Source organism: Actinoplanes sp. NPDC051494, assembly GCF_044454705.1.
In the GTDB taxonomy this organism is placed as follows: Bacteria; Actinomycetota; Actinomycetes; order Mycobacteriales; family Micromonosporaceae; genus Actinoplanes.
Genome location: NZ_JBITDZ010000002.1, coordinates 1,046,428 through 1,060,771 on the forward strand (window position 1 = coordinate 1,046,428; position 14,344 = coordinate 1,060,771).

Here is a 14,344-nt window from a genome sequence, read left to right on the forward strand (position 1 = left end):
ACGAACACCTGCTGATGCCCCGGCCCGCGGTTGCGAGCCGGGGCATCAGCTTTTCCGGTCAGATGTCGTACGGCTGCTCGGCGATGTGATGGTCGGCCAGCTCCCGGACGGGGGCCCAGACCTCGTACACGCCGCGTTCGTAACACCGGGCGCCGACCGCCGCGATGGCGTCGGCGTCCGGGCGCAGCAGCCGCAGCCGGGCCCAGGTGTCGTCGCGCTGCAGCACCCAGACCGGCACGTCGCGCCACCGGGCCTGCTCGGCCCGGCGGGCCAGGGTCTGCACGGCGTAACGGGCGGCACGGGTGAGCGCCCGCACCCGGAACTCCTCCGGCGGGTCGGCGACGGCCTGGTACTCCTGCTCGCCTATGCGGCCCACCAGCCGGGCCGAGCCGGCATCCGTGCAGGGCACGTACTCGCGGTCCGGGCTGACCCCGGGAATGCCCTCGAGCAGGTGCCGCCAGCGCGGGCCGGCGAGCCGCAGCCAGCCGTGCTGCTCCGGTTGGTACGAATACAGCACGACTTCGTCGCCGGTCCCCGGGTACGCCAGGAGCTGGGCGTTCGCGGGTACCGGCAGGTCAGCGAACCCGGCGGTGACGAACTCCGGGATCAGATCGTCGGTGCTGGGCGTGAAGCCGGTGCCGAGCACCATCGAGCCGATCCGGGAGTGGGCCGGCACCGCGGTGAGCCCGCCCTGCACCCCGCCCATCGGGATCTCGAAGTCGACCGGGTCGGTGGCCCGCCAGCGCAACGCGTACACGACCCCGTCGTCGGCCACCCCGTCGGTGCGCAGCAGCGCGAGCTCGGCCGGGGTGCGCAGGTGGGCGATGTCGCAGGCGCGGTAGCAGAAGCCGTACGGCAGCCAGCCGGCGAGATGACCGGCGAGCTGCGCGGGGGAGAGCACCTTGATCATTCGGGTGCCCCGGCGGACCGCCGCGGTCGCGCGGATGTTCTGCAGCAGCGCATCCTGATGATGCCCGAACGACTGGCTCATCTCCTGAACCTGCGTCCAGGTGAGATCCCGTCGCAGCGGAGCCATCAGCGGCGGCTCCAGAGGGTCGATGGCCACGTCCTCACCGGTCACGGTCACGCGGTGCAACGTAGATGTCGCAGATGGACACCGGGTAAACGGAAGGTGACTCATGTCTGCGATGTGTGATGCTGGTCCGCGATGAACAGCAAACAGCGCTCAGCTCGCCGGTCAGGGGAGTTCCCACCAGCCCCGGAGCCCCTGGCCGTACCCGTCTTCGACAGCCACACCCACCTCGACATCACCGTCCTCGAAGCCGGTGCCGTCCCCGGCGCCGGGGCGGGGGATCCGGTCGAGGCGCTCATCGCGGCGGCGGCCACGTCCGGCGTCGACCGGCTGGTCCAGGTCGGCGTCGACCTGGCGTCCTCGCGGTGGGGCGCGGAACTGGCGGCCCGGCACCCGGCCGTCCTCGCCGCGGTGGCCCTGCACCCCAACGAGGCCCCGCGACTGTCCGCCGGCGAGCTCGACGAGGCCCTGCGTGAGATCGAGGCGCTGGCCGCCGAGCCCCGGGTCCGCGGGCTGGGCGAGACCGGACTGGACACGTTCCGCACCGGTGACGAGGGCCGGGCCGCGCAGGAGCACAGCTTCCGCGCCCACATCGCCATCGCCAAGCGGTATGCGAAACCGCTGATCATCCACGACCGGGAAGCCCACCAGGACGTGCTGCGCGTGCTCGACGAGGAGGGCGCCCCGGACACCGTGGTGCTGCACTGCTTCTCGGGCGACGAGGAGTTCGCGGCCGAATGCGTGCGCCGGGGCTACCTGCTCAGCTTCGCCGGCACGGTGACGTTCACCAACGCCGCCAACCTGCGCGCGGCCGCCGCCGTGACACCGCCGGCGCAGATGCTGGTCGAGACCGACGCGCCGTACCTGACACCGGTGCCGTACCGCGGCCGGCCCAACGCGTCGTACCTGATCCCGGTCACCATGCGGGCTCTTGCCGAGACGACCGGCCAGGACCTCGACACCCTCTGCGCCGCGGTCTCCGCCAACGGCGACCGGGTCTTCGGCCCCTGGTCCTAAGGGAGGGGGTACGCGGCGCAGTCGAGCTGCTCGCCGAGCCCGCCGAGGAGCTTGGCGAAGCTCGTCGGCGCGGCGAGCACCGGCCCGCGCGAGACGAACCGGACCGCCCACCGGTGCCCCGGGGCGACGTTGAGGATGCGGTGCACGACCAGCGCGCCACGCTGTTCGGACTCGACGCTGGTGACCCCGCAATACCACCATTCGCCCTGCTGGGAGATGGTGCGGTGGGCGCGGTCGACGGACACCGTGAGGGTGCCGCCGTCCCGGGTGACGGTGAACTCGTCACCCGCGGCGGGCCGGGCCGACCCGGTCGCGGCGAGCGGGGAACGCCCACCCGGCCGCGCGTCCAGCAGCACCGCCGCGACCTCGTCGGGAGTCGCCTCGACCACGCCTCGCAGCTGTACCAGCTCCGTCATGCCCCTGTTGTACAACCCCGGATCGACCGCCGCTGTCGGCGTACCCGTGCCCGGGTGGCCCTCCGGGTCGTCACCCGGGGCGCCGTAGGCTGTGGCGTCATGGCTGACGGACTGCTCGGCCCGGCGGAGATCCGGGAACTCGCGGGTCGGCTCGGGGTGGCGCCGACGAAGAAACTCGGCCAGAACTTCGTGCACGATCCCAACACCGTGCGCCGCATCGTGGCCGCCGCCGGGCTCACCGCCGACGACGTGGTGCTCGAGGTCGGACCCGGGCTCGGCTCGCTCACCCTCGGGCTGGTCGGGGCCGCGGCGCACGTACACGCGGTCGAGATCGATCCGGTGCTGGCCGCCGCGCTGCCGGCCACCGTCGCGGAACGCGCCGACGCCACGAAACTCACCGTGCACCCCGCCGACGCGCTCAAGGTGCGCGCGGGCCTGTTCACCCCGCCGCCGACCATGCTCGTCGCCAACCTGCCCTACAACGTGGCCGTCCCGGTGGTGCTGCACCTGCTCAGCGTGCTGCCCACGCTGCGCGGCGGCCTGGTGATGGTCCAGAAGGAGGTCGCCGACCGGCTCGTCGCCGGCCCCGGGACCAAGGTGTACGGCGTCCCGTCGGTCAAACTCGCCTGGTACGGCGACGCCCGGGCGGCTGGACGCGTACCCCCCGCGGTGTTCTGGCCGGTCCCCAACGTCGACTCCGGTCTGGTGGCCTTCACCCGCCGCGATCCGGCGGAGGCTGCGGCGGGTCCGCTGGCCGGCGTGCCCCGCGCGACGGTTTTCCAGGTGATCGACGCGGCGTTCGCCCAACGCCGCAAAACACTTCGCGCGGCGCTGTCCGGCTGGGCCGGCGGCGCCGACCACGCCGAGAAGGTCCTGGTGGCGGCCGGGGTCAGCCCTCAGGCGAGGGGTGAGGCGCTGTCCGTCGCCCAGTTCGCCGCCATCGCGGGGGCCGCCATCGAACTGGGGTACGGCGGTAGGCTCAGCGCATCCGGAAGGCAGCACGAGGAGGTGGACTCATGACCGCGGAACCGACCACGCCCGTCATGTGGACGCCGGACCCGGTGCGGCAGCGGACGGCCGGCCACTTCCTCGAGGACGTCCTCAACCTGCCCGATGACGCCCCGCGCGTCGAACTTCTCGACGGAGTCATGATCGTGGTCCCCTCGCCGACGATCGGCCATCAGAACATCGGCAATCTGCTCTGGGCCTGGTTGCGGCAGCATGCGCCGGACACGTTCCTCGCGGTGACGGCCGTCGGTGTGGCGGTGGGGATGCGGGACAGCCTCGAGCCGGACGTTCTGCTGCTGCGTCAGCCGGTGGCCTCGGGCAATCATTATGTCCTTCCCTCCCAGGTGGTCATCGCCGTCGAGATCGTCTCTCCCGGCACCCGCCGTCGCGACCGGCTGGAGAAGCCTGCTTTGTATGCCGCTGCCGGGATTCCGCATTTCTGGCGGATCGAGCAGGATCCGCTGCGGGTCTTCGCGTACGACCTGGTGGACGGGCGCTACGAGGCGGCCGGGGAAGCCGGGGCCGAGCTGGTGCTGAGCGCGCCGTTCGAGATCAAGCTGCCGATCCGGGACATCGCCCCGTGACCGAGGCGTGGGGGCCGGACGACGACAAGCCCCGCCGGTTCTCCGGGCCGGTCAAGGTGCGGGTACCCGCCAAGATCAATCTTCATCTCGGGGTCGGGCCGCTGCGGCCGGACGGGTTCCATGAGCTCAACACGGTCTACCACGCGATCAGCCTGTTCGATGAGCTGACCGCCCGGCCCGGGGACACCCTCACGCTGACCATGGAGGGTGAGGGCACCGGGGAGCTGGCGCTGGACGACAGCAACCTGATCATCCGGGCCGCGCGGGCGCTGGCGCAGAAGGCCCGGGTGCCCGCCCATGCCCGGCTGCACCTACGCAAGTCGATCCCGCTCGCCGGTGGGCTGGCCGGGGGCAGCGCCGACGCCGCCGCGACGCTGCTCGCCTGCGACCTGCTGTGGGGCACCGGATACGGCAAGGACGAGCTGGCCGAGATCGGTGCCGAGCTCGGTTCGGACGTGCCGTTCCTGCTCCAGGGGGGCACCGCGCTGGGCACCGGGCACGGCGAGGCGGTGAGCCCGATCCTGGCCCGGCCGACCCAGTGGCACTGGGTGGTCGCGATCGCCGACGGCGGGCTGTCCACCCCGGCGGTCTACCGCGAGCTGGACCGGCTGCGGGAGAGCACCTGGTCACCGGAGCCGCTGGAGAGCCCCAGTGAGCTGATGGCCGCCCTGCGGCAGCGCCGGCCCGAGGCGCTCGGCGCGGCCCTGGCCAACGACCTGCAACCGGCCGCGTTGTCGCTGCGACCGGCGCTGGCCGACGTGCTCCGGGCCGGGTACGACGCGGGCGCGCTGGCCGGCATCGTGTCCGGATCGGGGCCGACCTGTGTCTTCCTGGCCGCCGACAGCAACCATGCCGAGAAGCTCGCCGCCGAGCTGTCCACGGCCGGTGTGTGCCGCGTCGCCGTCCCGGCACGCGGGCCGATGCCGGGCGCCCGGGCCGTCTGACCCGGGCTCCGGTTACCCTTGGTCCCATCGTGGCCAATATCGTTAATCTCGACCGGGTGGGCAAGGGATACGGCGCTGCCGGTCAGCTGCTCACCGACGTTTCTCTAGGACTCGACGACGATGCACGGGTCGGCATCGTCGGCCTCAACGGCGCCGGCAAGTCGACGCTGCTGCGCATGCTCGCCAAGTTCGAGGAGCCCGACTCCGGCCGGGTCACCCACCGGCGGGACCTGCGGGTCGCCGCACTCCCGCAGAACCTCGTGCTCGCCGGCGAGGCAACCGTGCGTGACGTCGTGCTGGGCACCGCCTGGCTCGCCGAGGGCATGGGCGCCGAACACGAGTGGGCCGGTGACTCCGGCGTACGCGAGATCCTGGACGGCCTCGGCATGGGGCACCTGGGTCTCGAGACGCCGGTCGGGCCGATGTCCGGTGGCGAACGCCGCCGGGTCGCCCTCGCCGCGCTGCTGGTGCGCGAGTCCGACCTGCTCATCCTCGACGAGCCCACCAACCATCTGGACGTGGCCGGCGTCGACTGGCTCGCCCGTTACCTGCTGGGCCGGCGCGGATCCCTGGTGGTCGTGACGCACGACCGCTGGTTCCTGGACGCCGTCTGCACCTCCACCTGGGAGGTCGTCGACGAGACGGTCCACATGTACGAGGGCGGTTACGCGGCCTGGACGCTGTCGCGGGCCGAGCGGCTGCGGGTCGCCGCGACCGTCGAGGCCCGCCGGCAGAACCTGCTCCGCAAGGAGATCGCCTGGCTGCGGCGGGGGCCCCCGGCCCGTACCTCGAAGCCGCAGTTCCGGATCGACGCGGCCAACGAGCTCATCGCCGACGTGCCGCCGGTGCGCGACAAGATCAGTCTGCAGCGGATGGCCACCACCCGGCTCGGCAAGCAGGTCTACGACCTGGAGGACGTGACGCTCAAGGCCGGCACCAAGCCGATCCTCGGCAACACGACCTGGCAGGTCGGCCCGGGTGACCGGATCGCGATCCTCGGTGCGAACGGCGCCGGCAAGACCACCCTGCTGCGCCTGCTCGCCGGCATCACCAAGCCGGACGGCGGCCGCCTGGTCACCGGCTCGACGGTGCGGGCCGCGTTCCTGTCCCAGGAGCTCAAGGAGCTGCCGGGACACATGCGGCTGCTCGAGGCGGTCGAGGACGTGGCCCGGCGGGTCAAGCTCGGCGACCGGGAGCTCTCCGCCGGTCAGCTCGCCGAGGTGTTCGGCTTCACCGACAAGCGCATCTGGACCCCGGTCAGCGACCTGTCCGGTGGCGAGCGCCGCCGCCTGCAGCTGCTGCGCCTGCTGGCCACCGAGCCCAACGTGCTGCTGCTCGACGAACCGACGAACGACCTCGACACCGACACGCTGGCATCGCTGGAGGACCTGCTCGACTCGTGGCCCGGCACGATGGTGGTCGCCAGCCACGACCGATACCTGGTCGAACGGGTGACCGACACGGCGTACGGCATGTTCGGTGACGGCCGGATGGTGCACCTGCCCGGTGGCATCGACGAATACCTGTCGAAAGCGGCCTCGATCTTCGGCGGCGCGCAGGTGTCGACGACCGGCACGCAGAATGCTCCGGCGGGGAGCAAACCCTCCAGCGCGTTGTCCGCGGCCGATCTGCGCACCGCGAAGAAGGACCTCACCCGGCTGGAACGCCAGCTCGTCAAGCTCGACGACCGGGTCGTGAAGATCAACGAGAAGCTGGCCGCGAACGGCAGCGACTACGGGCGGATCGTCGAGCTGGACGCCGAGCTGAAGGCCGTACAGGAAGAACGCGGTCAGGTCGAGGAAGCCTGGCTGGAGCTCGCCGAGCAGGTCGGGGACGCCTGATCCGGGGGTGCTCCTGCGCCCGTTCGCGGGATGCGCGAGAATCTTCAACGACACAAACCGAGCTTGGAGACACACCATGGCGCACACCCCGGTCAATCACCCGCTGCGGCCTATCTACCGTGCCCTCGGCGCGCTGAGCGGGGTGTACCTGGTCGTCTTCGGTGTGATCGGCCTGATCGTCACGTCCGGTGACGGCCTGTTCGGCAACGGTGGCGACCGGGTCCTCGGCCAGGACACCAACCTGTTCTGGTCGATCGTCTCGCTGCTGATCGGCGCGATCGTGGTGCTCGGCGCCGTCGTCGGCAAGAACACCGACGTCGAGGTCGACAAGTACTTCGGCTGGGGTCTGCTGGTCGTCGGCAGCTACGGCCTCGCGGTCAGCCACACCGACGCCAACTTCCTCGACTTCAACATCGCCACGGTGATCGTCACCTACATCGTGGGCACCGTGCTCATCACGGTCGGGCTGTACAGCAAGGTCGCCCCGGCCTCCGAGACCGGCGCGCCGCGGCAGGCGCGCGAGGCTCAGAACGCCTGATGGCGCACTACCCCCTCAATCACCACCTGCGCCAGCCGTACCGTGTCCTCGCCGGCGCCGCCGGGTTCTACCTGGCGCTCGCGGGGATCATCGGTATCGCCACGACGCTGGGTGACCCGTTCTTCCACCGCGGTGCCGACTGGGCGCTGGGCCTACGGTTCAACCCGGCCGGCGCCTGGCTGACCGCGCTGCTCGGCCTGGCGGTCCTCGCCGCCGCCGCGATCGGCGGCAACCTGCACCACCGGCTCAACCTTGTCCTCGGCTGGACCCTCATGGCCGCCGCGATGGTGGTCATGGCGCTGATCCAGACCGACGCGAACGTCGTCAACGTCTCGATGGTCAATGTCATCGTGCTCGCTGCCCTCGGCGTCGTGGTCCTCACCGCCGCTCTGTACGGCCAGGTCGAAAGCGACCGCGCCGAGCACTGACCCAATGTGGCGCCCGCATCCGGCACGGTGGACGGTGGAACCATGAACCGTCACGTGCTCCTGCTCGGGACCGCCGTCCTCCTGCTCGCGGGCTGCACCGGCCGCGCCCCGGTGCGCCCGCCCGCACCACCGGCCGGCACCACCACCGCGACCCTCACCGTCGACGGCACCGAACGCACCTACCGGATCTACCGCCCGGTCACCGTCCCCGCCGAGAACGCCCCGCTGGTGATCATGTTGCACGGGCCGGCCGGCACCGGAGGCCAGGCCCAGCAGTCCTACGGCTGGGACCACGAGGCCGACCGGTCCGGATTCGTGGTCGCCTACCCCGACGGCATCGGCGGCACCTGGAACGCCGGCCCGGCCTGCTGCGGTGTGGCCGCCCGCGACGACGTCGACGACATCGGCTTCATCACCGCGCTGGCGAAGGCCGTCCCCGGCACCGACCCCAGCAACACGTTCGCCACCGGCATCTCCGACGGTGCCGTACTCGCCTATCGCCTGGCCTGCGAAACCAGCATCTTCCGCGCCATCGCCCCGGTCGCCGGCACCATGGTCGACAAGTGTGCGAGCCCGCGCCCCACGTCGATCATCCACATCCACGGCATCAAGGACGCGGTCATCCCGTACGGGGGTGGGCCCGGCCGTTCACCGTCCACCATCGACGGCCCGGCCATCCCCGACCTCATGAGAATGTGGCGGGTCACCGACCGCTGCGATGCCCCCACCCGGACCGTCAGAGGCAAGGTCACCACCGCGGTCGCCCCCTGCCCGGACGCCCGCACCGTCGAACTCGTCACCATCGCCGGAGCCGGCCACCAATGGCCCGGAAGCAGCCGAGCACCTGCCGGCGAACGCCGCCTCGACCTCGACCCGCCATCAACATCCCTCAACGCGACCGCCGTCATCTGGGACTTCTTCCTGGCACACTCAAGGAGTTGACGTGTGACACGTTGTCAGACGTAACATCCCTGCATGCAGAAGCCCCTTCAGGGGGATCCCCGCGCAGCCGAGGCACGGCGCATGCGCGCGGAGACCCGGATGTCCTTGACTCAGCTCGGAGAACACTTCGGAGTCAGCCGTAACACCATGGCGGCCTGGCTCTGGGGCGAACCTGCGCCCGCATGGACCCGTCGCCCCAACGCCAAGGACGACCTGCGGGCGAAGGCGATCGAGATGCGGCAGGCAGGTTCTGCCGTCCCTGAGATCGCCACCGACCTCGACGTGTCCAAATCCACTGCTTACCCCTGGGTTCGCCACCTGCCTCTCGACGGGGACGCCGAGAGCGCCCGGGAGCGCCGCAGGGAGCATGGCCGCCGTATCAATGAGGCGCGCTGGGCACCTCACCGAAAGAAGCGTGACGCGGATCATGCGGCGGCCAACGAGGTTGCGGCGTCGTGGGTCGGCTCACTGTCCGATCGAGAAGTTCAGTTGCTGGGCGCGGTGGCTTATTGGTGTGAGGGTGCGAAGGCCGAGCCGTGGCGCCCCACTGAGTTCAAAGTTGTGTTCATCAACAGCGACCCGGTGCTGATCCTGCTCTTCGTTCGTTTTCTGGAAGGTCAGGGTGAGGACCGGGCGAAGCTCACCTACCGGGTCAGCATTCACGAGTCGGCCGATGTGGAGGCCGCGTGCCGGTGGTGGGCCGAAGTGGTGGGAGTGCCGGTGGAGGTTTTCCGGCGTCCTACTCTCAAGACGCACAATCCGTCCACCGTCCGCCGCAACGTCGGGGATGCTTACAGGGGCTGCCTGACTGTGGGAGTACCGGCTGGTCGGCGGCTCTACTGGACGATCGAGGGCGTGATGCGAGGCATTGGGTCTGCGACTGATGGCGGGGGAGACGCTATTATGTGACGCGCGAACATGGCTCAAGCACCTATGTCCGCTTTGCACTCCCTGGTCGTCTAATGGCAGGACCACCGCTTTTGGTGCGGTTTATAGGGGTTCGAATCCTCTCCAGGGAGCTTCCATCCGCGGCTGAGTTGGCGCCGCATCCTGCACCGCAACACTGCGAACAATGGAGTCCCGCGTGAGCCAGGCCCCGAGTCGTACCGTCGTCGTTCTCGCCGCTGGTGAAGGAAAGCGGATGCGGTCCGCGACCCCCAAGATGTTGCACCCGCTGCTCGGGCGCACGCTGCTCGGTCATGTGCTGCATGCCGCCGAGGCCGCTCAGGCCTCGCGCACCGTCGTGGTCGTGGGGCACAAGGCCGATCAGGTGCGTGCGCATCTCTCCGAGATCTCGCCCGGCGCGACGCCGGTGTTGCAGGCTCAGCAGAACGGCACCGGGCACGCCGTCCGGATCGCCCTGGACGCGATTCCCGAGGCGGTCGGCACGGTCGTCGTGCTGAACGCCGATGTGCCGCTGCTGCGCCCGGAGACGGTCGAGGCGCTCGTCTCCGCGCACGAGGCGGGGGAGCGGGGTGCCACGGTGCTGGCCGCCGAGGTGCCCGACCCGACCGGGCTGGGGCGCATCGTGCGCGACGCCGCCGGCAACCTGGAGCGGATCGTCGAGGAGCGGGACGCCTCCGCCGAGATCCGGGCGGTCCGGGAGATCAACGCCGGGATCTACGTGTTCGACGCCGTGCTGCTGCGGGCCGCGCTCGGGAAGCTGACCACCGACAACGACCAGGGCGAGGAATACCTCACGGACGTCTTCGGGCTGCTCGCCACCGGGGGGCACGCGGTCGGGGTGCACCTGGCCGGGGACGCGCACGAGACGCTGGGCTGCAACGACCGGGCCGAGCTGGCCCGGCTGCGGTCGCTGCTGCGCGATCGGGTGAACACCGGCTGGTTGAAGTCCGGGGTGGCGATCATGGACCCGGCGACCACATGGATCGATGTCACGGTGACGCTCGAGCCGGACAGTGTGGTGGACCAGAATTCCCAGCTGCTGGGCACCACGTCGGTGGCCGCGCGGGCCGTGGTCGGGCCGGACACCACGCTGGTCGACACCGTTGTCGAGGAGGGTGCGACCGTGCTGCGGGCGCACTCGATCGGTGCGGAGATCGGCCCGGAGGCGACCGTCGGCCCGTACTCGTATCTTCGTCCCGGCACCCGTCTGGGCCGTAAGGCGAAGGTCGGGGGTTTCGTGGAGACCAAGAACGCCGAGCTGGGCGCGGGGGCCAAGGTACCGCACCTGTCGTACGTGGGGGATGCCACGATCGGGCCGAAGGCGAATGTCGGCGCGGGCACGATCTTCGCGAACTACGACGGGGTCAACAAGAGTCACACTACGGTCGGTGAGGCGGCGTTCGTCGGCAGTGACTCCGTGCTGATCGCGCCGGTGGAGATCGGTCCGGGCGCGTACGTCGCCGCGGGCAGTGCGGTCAGCCGGGATGTGCCGGCCGGCAGCCTGGGTGTCGTACGTGCTCAGCAGCGCAATGTCGATGGCTGGGTGGCCCGCAAGCGGCCCGGCACGGTGTCAGCGGAGGCGGCCGAGAAGGCGGCCGGCGCGGCGGAGTAGCCACTGTCGTCGATGGGGTCCGGCCGTCTCCGGCGGCCGGCCCGTAACTGAGGTCAACCGAGCGTCACGGGCGCAAGCTGAGGTGAGGCATCCCACGAGAGGCATCCGGCATATGGCTGGGAGCCGGGCGCGGGTAATACTTCAGGTGACACACCCCCTCGATGACACGGGAGCGGACGAGCCCATGGGCAGCATCGTCGCGGAGAACCGTAAGAGTTTGATGCTTTTCTCCGGGCGAGGTTTCCCGGAGCTGGCCGAGGAGATCGGCCAGGTGCTCGGCGTGGAACCGACCCGGTCGGATTCCTACGAGTTCGCCAACGGTGAGATCTTCGTCCGGTTCAAGGACTCGGTGCGTGGCTCGGACTCGTTCGTGGTCCAGTCCATGACCGAGGGCGTGAACCGTTGGATCATGGAAACCCTGATCATGGTGGACGCGCTGAAGCGGGGTTCCGCCAAGCGCATCACGGTGGTCCTCCCGTTCTACCCGTATTCACGGCAGGACAAGAAGCACCGGGGCCGCGAGCCGATCTCGGCCCGTCTGATGGCTGACCTGCTGAAGACCGCGGGAGCCAACCGCATCCTCACGGTCGACCTGCACACGGCCCAGATCCAGGGCTTCTTCGACGGTCCGGTCGACCACCTGTTCGCGATGGACATCCTCGCGGCACACGTGGAGAAGAAGTTCGAGGGCCGCCCGCTGACCGTGGTGGCCCCGGATTCGGGCCGGGTCCGGGTGGCGGAGCGCTGGACGGACCGTCTCGGCGGTTGCCCGCTGGCGTTCATCCACAAGACCCGCGATCCGCTCAAGCCCAACCAGGTCGTGGCGAACCGGGTCGTCGGTGAGGTCGAGGGCCGGGTCTGCCTGATCGTCGACGACATGATCGACACCGGTGGCACCATCACCAAGGCCGCCGACATCCTGTTCGATGCCGGCGCCGCCGATGTGATCGTGGCCTCCACCCACGCGTTGCTGTCGGACCCGGCGACCGAGCGTCTCAAGAACAGCCGCATCTCCGAGCTCGTGGTGACGAACACGCTGCCCCTGCCGCCGGAGAAGCAGCTCGACAAGATCACCGTCCTGTCGATCGCCCCGCTCCTGGCCCGCGCGATCCGCGAGGTCTTCGACGACGGTTCGGTGACCACCCTGTTCGGTGGCCTGAGCTGAGGTAATCGCGACATCGGCCCCCACGTCCGCGGGCGTGGGGGTTTTTCGCAGGTTGCAGAGTGCATCGAGTGGGTGAAAATCCCGCAGTACGGTCAAGGTGGCGGGACCCGCCGGTCGGCTCGTGCGCATAACAGGTAGACTTGTGCGGTTGCCACGGCGAGGGTGCCACGCGGTCTGCTGCAGGTTATGCGGAGTTCGCTTGAGGCACCGTGATCGACGCGGTGCTCCGGGCTTGTGTCCGTGCGCCTCTTGCCGAGCAGTTGAGCATGAACAGCTTGAGCATGACCCGCCGCTCGGCCCCGCCGAACGGACAGTCCGCAGCCCGCCGACTTAGACGCAGCCCGATCAGAGTTTCAGGAGTTTCCCCGTGTCCGAGGTAAAGATCAGCGCCGAGCCCCGTACCGAGTTCGGCAAGGGTGGTGCCCGCCGCACGCGCCGGGCCGGCCTCGTGCCCGCCGTGCTTTACGGTCACGGCGAAGCCCCCGTCCACATCGCGCTGCCCGCGCGTGAGTTCGCCGCCGCCATCCGGCACGGTGGCCTCAACCAGGTCTTCACCATCGACGTGGTCGGTGGCAACGGCGCGACGCTCGCGCTGCCGAAGGCGATCCAGCGTGACCCGATCAAGGACACGTATGAGCACGTCGACCTGATCATCGTCAAGCGTGGCGAGAAGGTCCAGGTCGACGTCCCGATCACGCTCGTCGGCGAGGCCGCTCGCAACACGCTCGTGCAGAACGACAGCAACACGCTGTCCGTCACCGCCGAGGCGATGCACCTGCCGTCCAGCATCGAGGTCTCCATCGAGGGTCTCGAGGCCGGCACGCAGATCACCGCCGGTGACGTGCAGCTGCCGACGGGCACCGAGCTCGCCGTGGCCGCCGACTTCGTGATCGCGTTCATCACTCAGGCGCAGACCGCCGAGCAGATGGAGGGTGGCGACGCCGAGGGCGCCGAGCCGGCCGAGGGCACCGAGCCCGCCGCCAGCTAAGGCTGAGACTGTCGAAACAGGGGAAGCGCCCGCGGGGCGCTTTCCCTGTTTTTTCGTAGGGACCTGTTTTTCGCAGGAGACGGGACTAGAAGGCGATGACCGAGGACGCACCCTGGCTCGTGGTCGGCCTGGGCAATCCTGGCCGGGAGTATGCGGCCAACCGGCACAATGTCGGTTTCATGGTGGCCGATCTGCTGGCTTCCCGGGTGGGCGGCAAGTTCGGGAAGGCCAAGCGGGTCGTGGCCGAGGTCGCCGAGGGCCGGCTGGGGTTCGGCGGGCCGAAGCTGATCCTGGTCAAGCCGTTGACCTTCATGAATCTGTCCGGTGCGCCGGTGGTGGCGCTCGCGCAGTTCTTCAAGGTGCCGGTCGAGCAGGTGATCGCCGTGCACGACGAGCTCGATGTGCCGTTCGGGCAGGTCAGGGCCAAGCTCGGTGGTGGTGAGGGTGGTCACAACGGGCTGCGCTCGATGTCGAAGTCCCTGGGCACCAAGGAGTACGCGCGGGTCCGGTTCGGGATCGGGCGTCCGCCGGGCCGGCAGGAGCCGGCCGATTTTGTGCTCGCCGACTTCGCCGGTGCGGAGCGCAAGGAGCTGGATTTCCTGGTCGACCGGGCCGCCGATGTGGTGGAGGCCGTGGTCCACGAGGGCGTGGAGTGGGCGCAGAACAAATACCACGGTAGTTGACATCGTGGTGCCTGATTCGATAGATATTTTAGGGTCTTTTGTCCGTCTATCAGTCCCGTGACGCCACCCCCCGTTAGTCCGTTGGTCACGTAGCGCGCCGAATAGGTGCGTGGCCATCGGTGGTGCGGGGAGGGGCGGCGTGGCGCAGGACCTGTCCGAGAGCCACAAGGCGACACCGGATGAGCCGACGCTCGTCCTGCCCTTGATTCAGCGGCGCGCTGCTGAGGCCGTACGGGATC

Annotated in this window: 15 protein-coding genes and 1 tRNA gene; 14 read left to right on the forward strand and 2 right to left on the reverse strand. The window is 69.9% G+C overall.

Annotated elements, in window-relative coordinates:
* Positions 1 to 58: 58 nt before the first annotated feature.
* Positions 59 to 1,087 carry a hypothetical protein gene (locus ACIA6A_RS11490; RefSeq protein WP_396097410.1) on the reverse strand — a complete coding sequence of 343 codons (1,029 nt, stop codon included), beginning with the start codon at positions 1,085 to 1,087 and terminating at the stop codon, positions 59 to 61.
* Positions 1,088 to 1,168: 81 nt separating this feature from the next.
* On the opposite strand from ACIA6A_RS11490, the gene ACIA6A_RS11495 reads away from it, so the two are divergent.
* Positions 1,169 to 2,050 (forward strand): TatD family hydrolase, encoded by an 882-nt coding sequence (locus tag ACIA6A_RS11495; protein ID WP_396097411.1) that lies wholly within the window; start codon positions 1,169 to 1,171, stop codon positions 2,048 to 2,050.
* On the opposite strand, the gene ACIA6A_RS11500 is transcribed toward ACIA6A_RS11495, so the two are convergent.
* Positions 2,047 to 2,466 (reverse strand): hypothetical protein, encoded by a 420-nt coding sequence (locus ACIA6A_RS11500; protein ID WP_396097412.1) that lies wholly within the window; start codon positions 2,464 to 2,466, stop codon positions 2,047 to 2,049. The genes ACIA6A_RS11495 and ACIA6A_RS11500 overlap by 4 nt on opposite strands.
* Before the next feature lie 99 nt (positions 2,467 to 2,565).
* Between ACIA6A_RS11500 and rsmA the strand changes: the two genes are divergently transcribed.
* The 13 genes from rsmA (at position 2,566) to pth (ending at position 14,105) form a co-directional block, all read left to right on the forward strand.
* Complete coding sequence (gene rsmA / locus ACIA6A_RS11505) at positions 2,566 to 3,486, forward strand: 16S rRNA (adenine(1518)-N(6)/adenine(1519)-N(6))-dimethyltransferase RsmA (protein WP_396097413.1); 921 nt, start codon at positions 2,566 to 2,568, stop codon at positions 3,484 to 3,486.
* Complete coding sequence (locus ACIA6A_RS11510; protein WP_396097414.1) at positions 3,483 to 4,058, forward strand: Uma2 family endonuclease; 576 nt, start codon at positions 3,483 to 3,485, stop codon at positions 4,056 to 4,058. Before rsmA ends, ACIA6A_RS11510 begins: the two co-directional genes overlap by 4 nt.
* Positions 4,055 to 5,002: a 4-(cytidine 5'-diphospho)-2-C-methyl-D-erythritol kinase gene (locus ACIA6A_RS11515; protein ID WP_396097415.1), complete on the forward strand. Its 948-nt coding sequence runs from the start codon at positions 4,055 to 4,057 to the stop codon at positions 5,000 to 5,002. Before ACIA6A_RS11510 ends, ACIA6A_RS11515 begins: the two co-directional genes overlap by 4 nt.
* A gap of 29 nt (positions 5,003 to 5,031) precedes the next feature.
* A complete protein-coding gene (locus ACIA6A_RS11520; RefSeq protein ID WP_396097416.1) occupies positions 5,032 to 6,843 on the forward strand; it encodes an ABC-F family ATP-binding cassette domain-containing protein in 1,812 nt (603 codons plus the stop codon).
* A 76-nt stretch (positions 6,844 to 6,919) separates the two neighbouring features.
* Positions 6,920 to 7,381 (forward strand): DUF4383 domain-containing protein, encoded by a 462-nt coding sequence (locus tag ACIA6A_RS11525; RefSeq protein ID WP_396097417.1) that lies wholly within the window; start codon positions 6,920 to 6,922, stop codon positions 7,379 to 7,381.
* On the forward strand, positions 7,381 to 7,809 hold the full coding sequence (locus ACIA6A_RS11530; protein ID WP_396097418.1) for a DUF4383 domain-containing protein: 429 nt from the start codon (positions 7,381 to 7,383) through the stop codon (positions 7,807 to 7,809). Before ACIA6A_RS11525 ends, ACIA6A_RS11530 begins: the two co-directional genes overlap by 1 nt.
* 42 nt (positions 7,810 to 7,851) lie before the next feature.
* Entirely contained in the window at positions 7,852 to 8,751 is a 900-nt protein-coding gene (locus ACIA6A_RS11535) for an alpha/beta hydrolase family esterase (RefSeq protein WP_396097419.1), read from the forward strand.
* Positions 8,752 to 8,784: 33 nt separating this feature from the next.
* The gene (locus ACIA6A_RS11540; protein WP_396097420.1) at positions 8,785 to 9,660 is read left to right on the forward strand and encodes a helix-turn-helix domain-containing protein; all 876 of its coding nucleotides are present in this window, start codon (positions 8,785 to 8,787) and stop codon (positions 9,658 to 9,660) included.
* A gap of 39 nt (positions 9,661 to 9,699) precedes the next feature.
* A tRNA-Gln gene (locus ACIA6A_RS11545) sits at positions 9,700 to 9,770 on the forward strand.
* A gap of 65 nt (positions 9,771 to 9,835) precedes the next feature.
* Positions 9,836 to 11,269: a bifunctional UDP-N-acetylglucosamine diphosphorylase/glucosamine-1-phosphate N-acetyltransferase GlmU gene (gene glmU / locus ACIA6A_RS11550; RefSeq protein ID WP_396097421.1), complete on the forward strand. Its 1,434-nt coding sequence runs from the start codon at positions 9,836 to 9,838 to the stop codon at positions 11,267 to 11,269.
* A gap of 184 nt (positions 11,270 to 11,453) precedes the next feature.
* Complete coding sequence (locus ACIA6A_RS11555; protein WP_396097422.1) at positions 11,454 to 12,434, forward strand: ribose-phosphate diphosphokinase; 981 nt, start codon at positions 11,454 to 11,456, stop codon at positions 12,432 to 12,434.
* A 367-nt stretch (positions 12,435 to 12,801) separates the two neighbouring features.
* A complete protein-coding gene (locus tag ACIA6A_RS11560) occupies positions 12,802 to 13,422 on the forward strand; it encodes a 50S ribosomal protein L25/general stress protein Ctc (protein ID WP_396097423.1) in 621 nt (206 codons plus the stop codon).
* Positions 13,423 to 13,517: 95 nt separating this feature from the next.
* Positions 13,518 to 14,105, forward strand: coding sequence for an aminoacyl-tRNA hydrolase (pth, locus tag ACIA6A_RS11565; protein ID WP_396097424.1), 588 nt, complete (start codon positions 13,518 to 13,520; stop codon positions 14,103 to 14,105).
* Positions 14,106 to 14,344: the final 239 nt, after the last annotated feature.

Excerpts from the sequence above, each read along its gene's own strand:
- ACIA6A_RS11525 (WP_396097417.1), top strand. The coding sequence starts at position 6,920 with ATGGCGCACACCCCGGTCAATCACCCGCTGCGGCCTATCTACCGTGCC.
- ACIA6A_RS11495 (WP_396097411.1), top strand. The coding sequence starts at position 1,169 with ATGAACAGCAAACAGCGCTCAGCTCGCCGGTCAGGGGAGTTCCCACCA.
- ACIA6A_RS11540 (WP_396097420.1), top strand. The coding sequence starts at position 8,785 with ATGCAGAAGCCCCTTCAGGGGGATCCCCGCGCAGCCGAGGCACGGCGC.
- ACIA6A_RS11555 (WP_396097422.1), top strand. The coding sequence starts at position 11,454 with ATGGGCAGCATCGTCGCGGAGAACCGTAAGAGTTTGATGCTTTTCTCC.
- rsmA (WP_396097413.1), top strand. The coding sequence starts at position 2,566 with ATGGCTGACGGACTGCTCGGCCCGGCGGAGATCCGGGAACTCGCGGGT.
- ACIA6A_RS11530 (WP_396097418.1), top strand. The coding sequence starts at position 7,381 with ATGGCGCACTACCCCCTCAATCACCACCTGCGCCAGCCGTACCGTGTC.
- ACIA6A_RS11535 (WP_396097419.1), top strand. The coding sequence starts at position 7,852 with ATGAACCGTCACGTGCTCCTGCTCGGGACCGCCGTCCTCCTGCTCGCG.
- ACIA6A_RS11510 (WP_396097414.1), top strand. The coding sequence starts at position 3,483 with ATGACCGCGGAACCGACCACGCCCGTCATGTGGACGCCGGACCCGGTG.
- ACIA6A_RS11500 (WP_396097412.1), bottom strand. The coding sequence starts at position 2,466 with ATGACGGAGCTGGTACAGCTGCGAGGCGTGGTCGAGGCGACTCCCGAC.
- pth (WP_396097424.1), top strand. The coding sequence starts at position 13,518 with ATGACCGAGGACGCACCCTGGCTCGTGGTCGGCCTGGGCAATCCTGGC.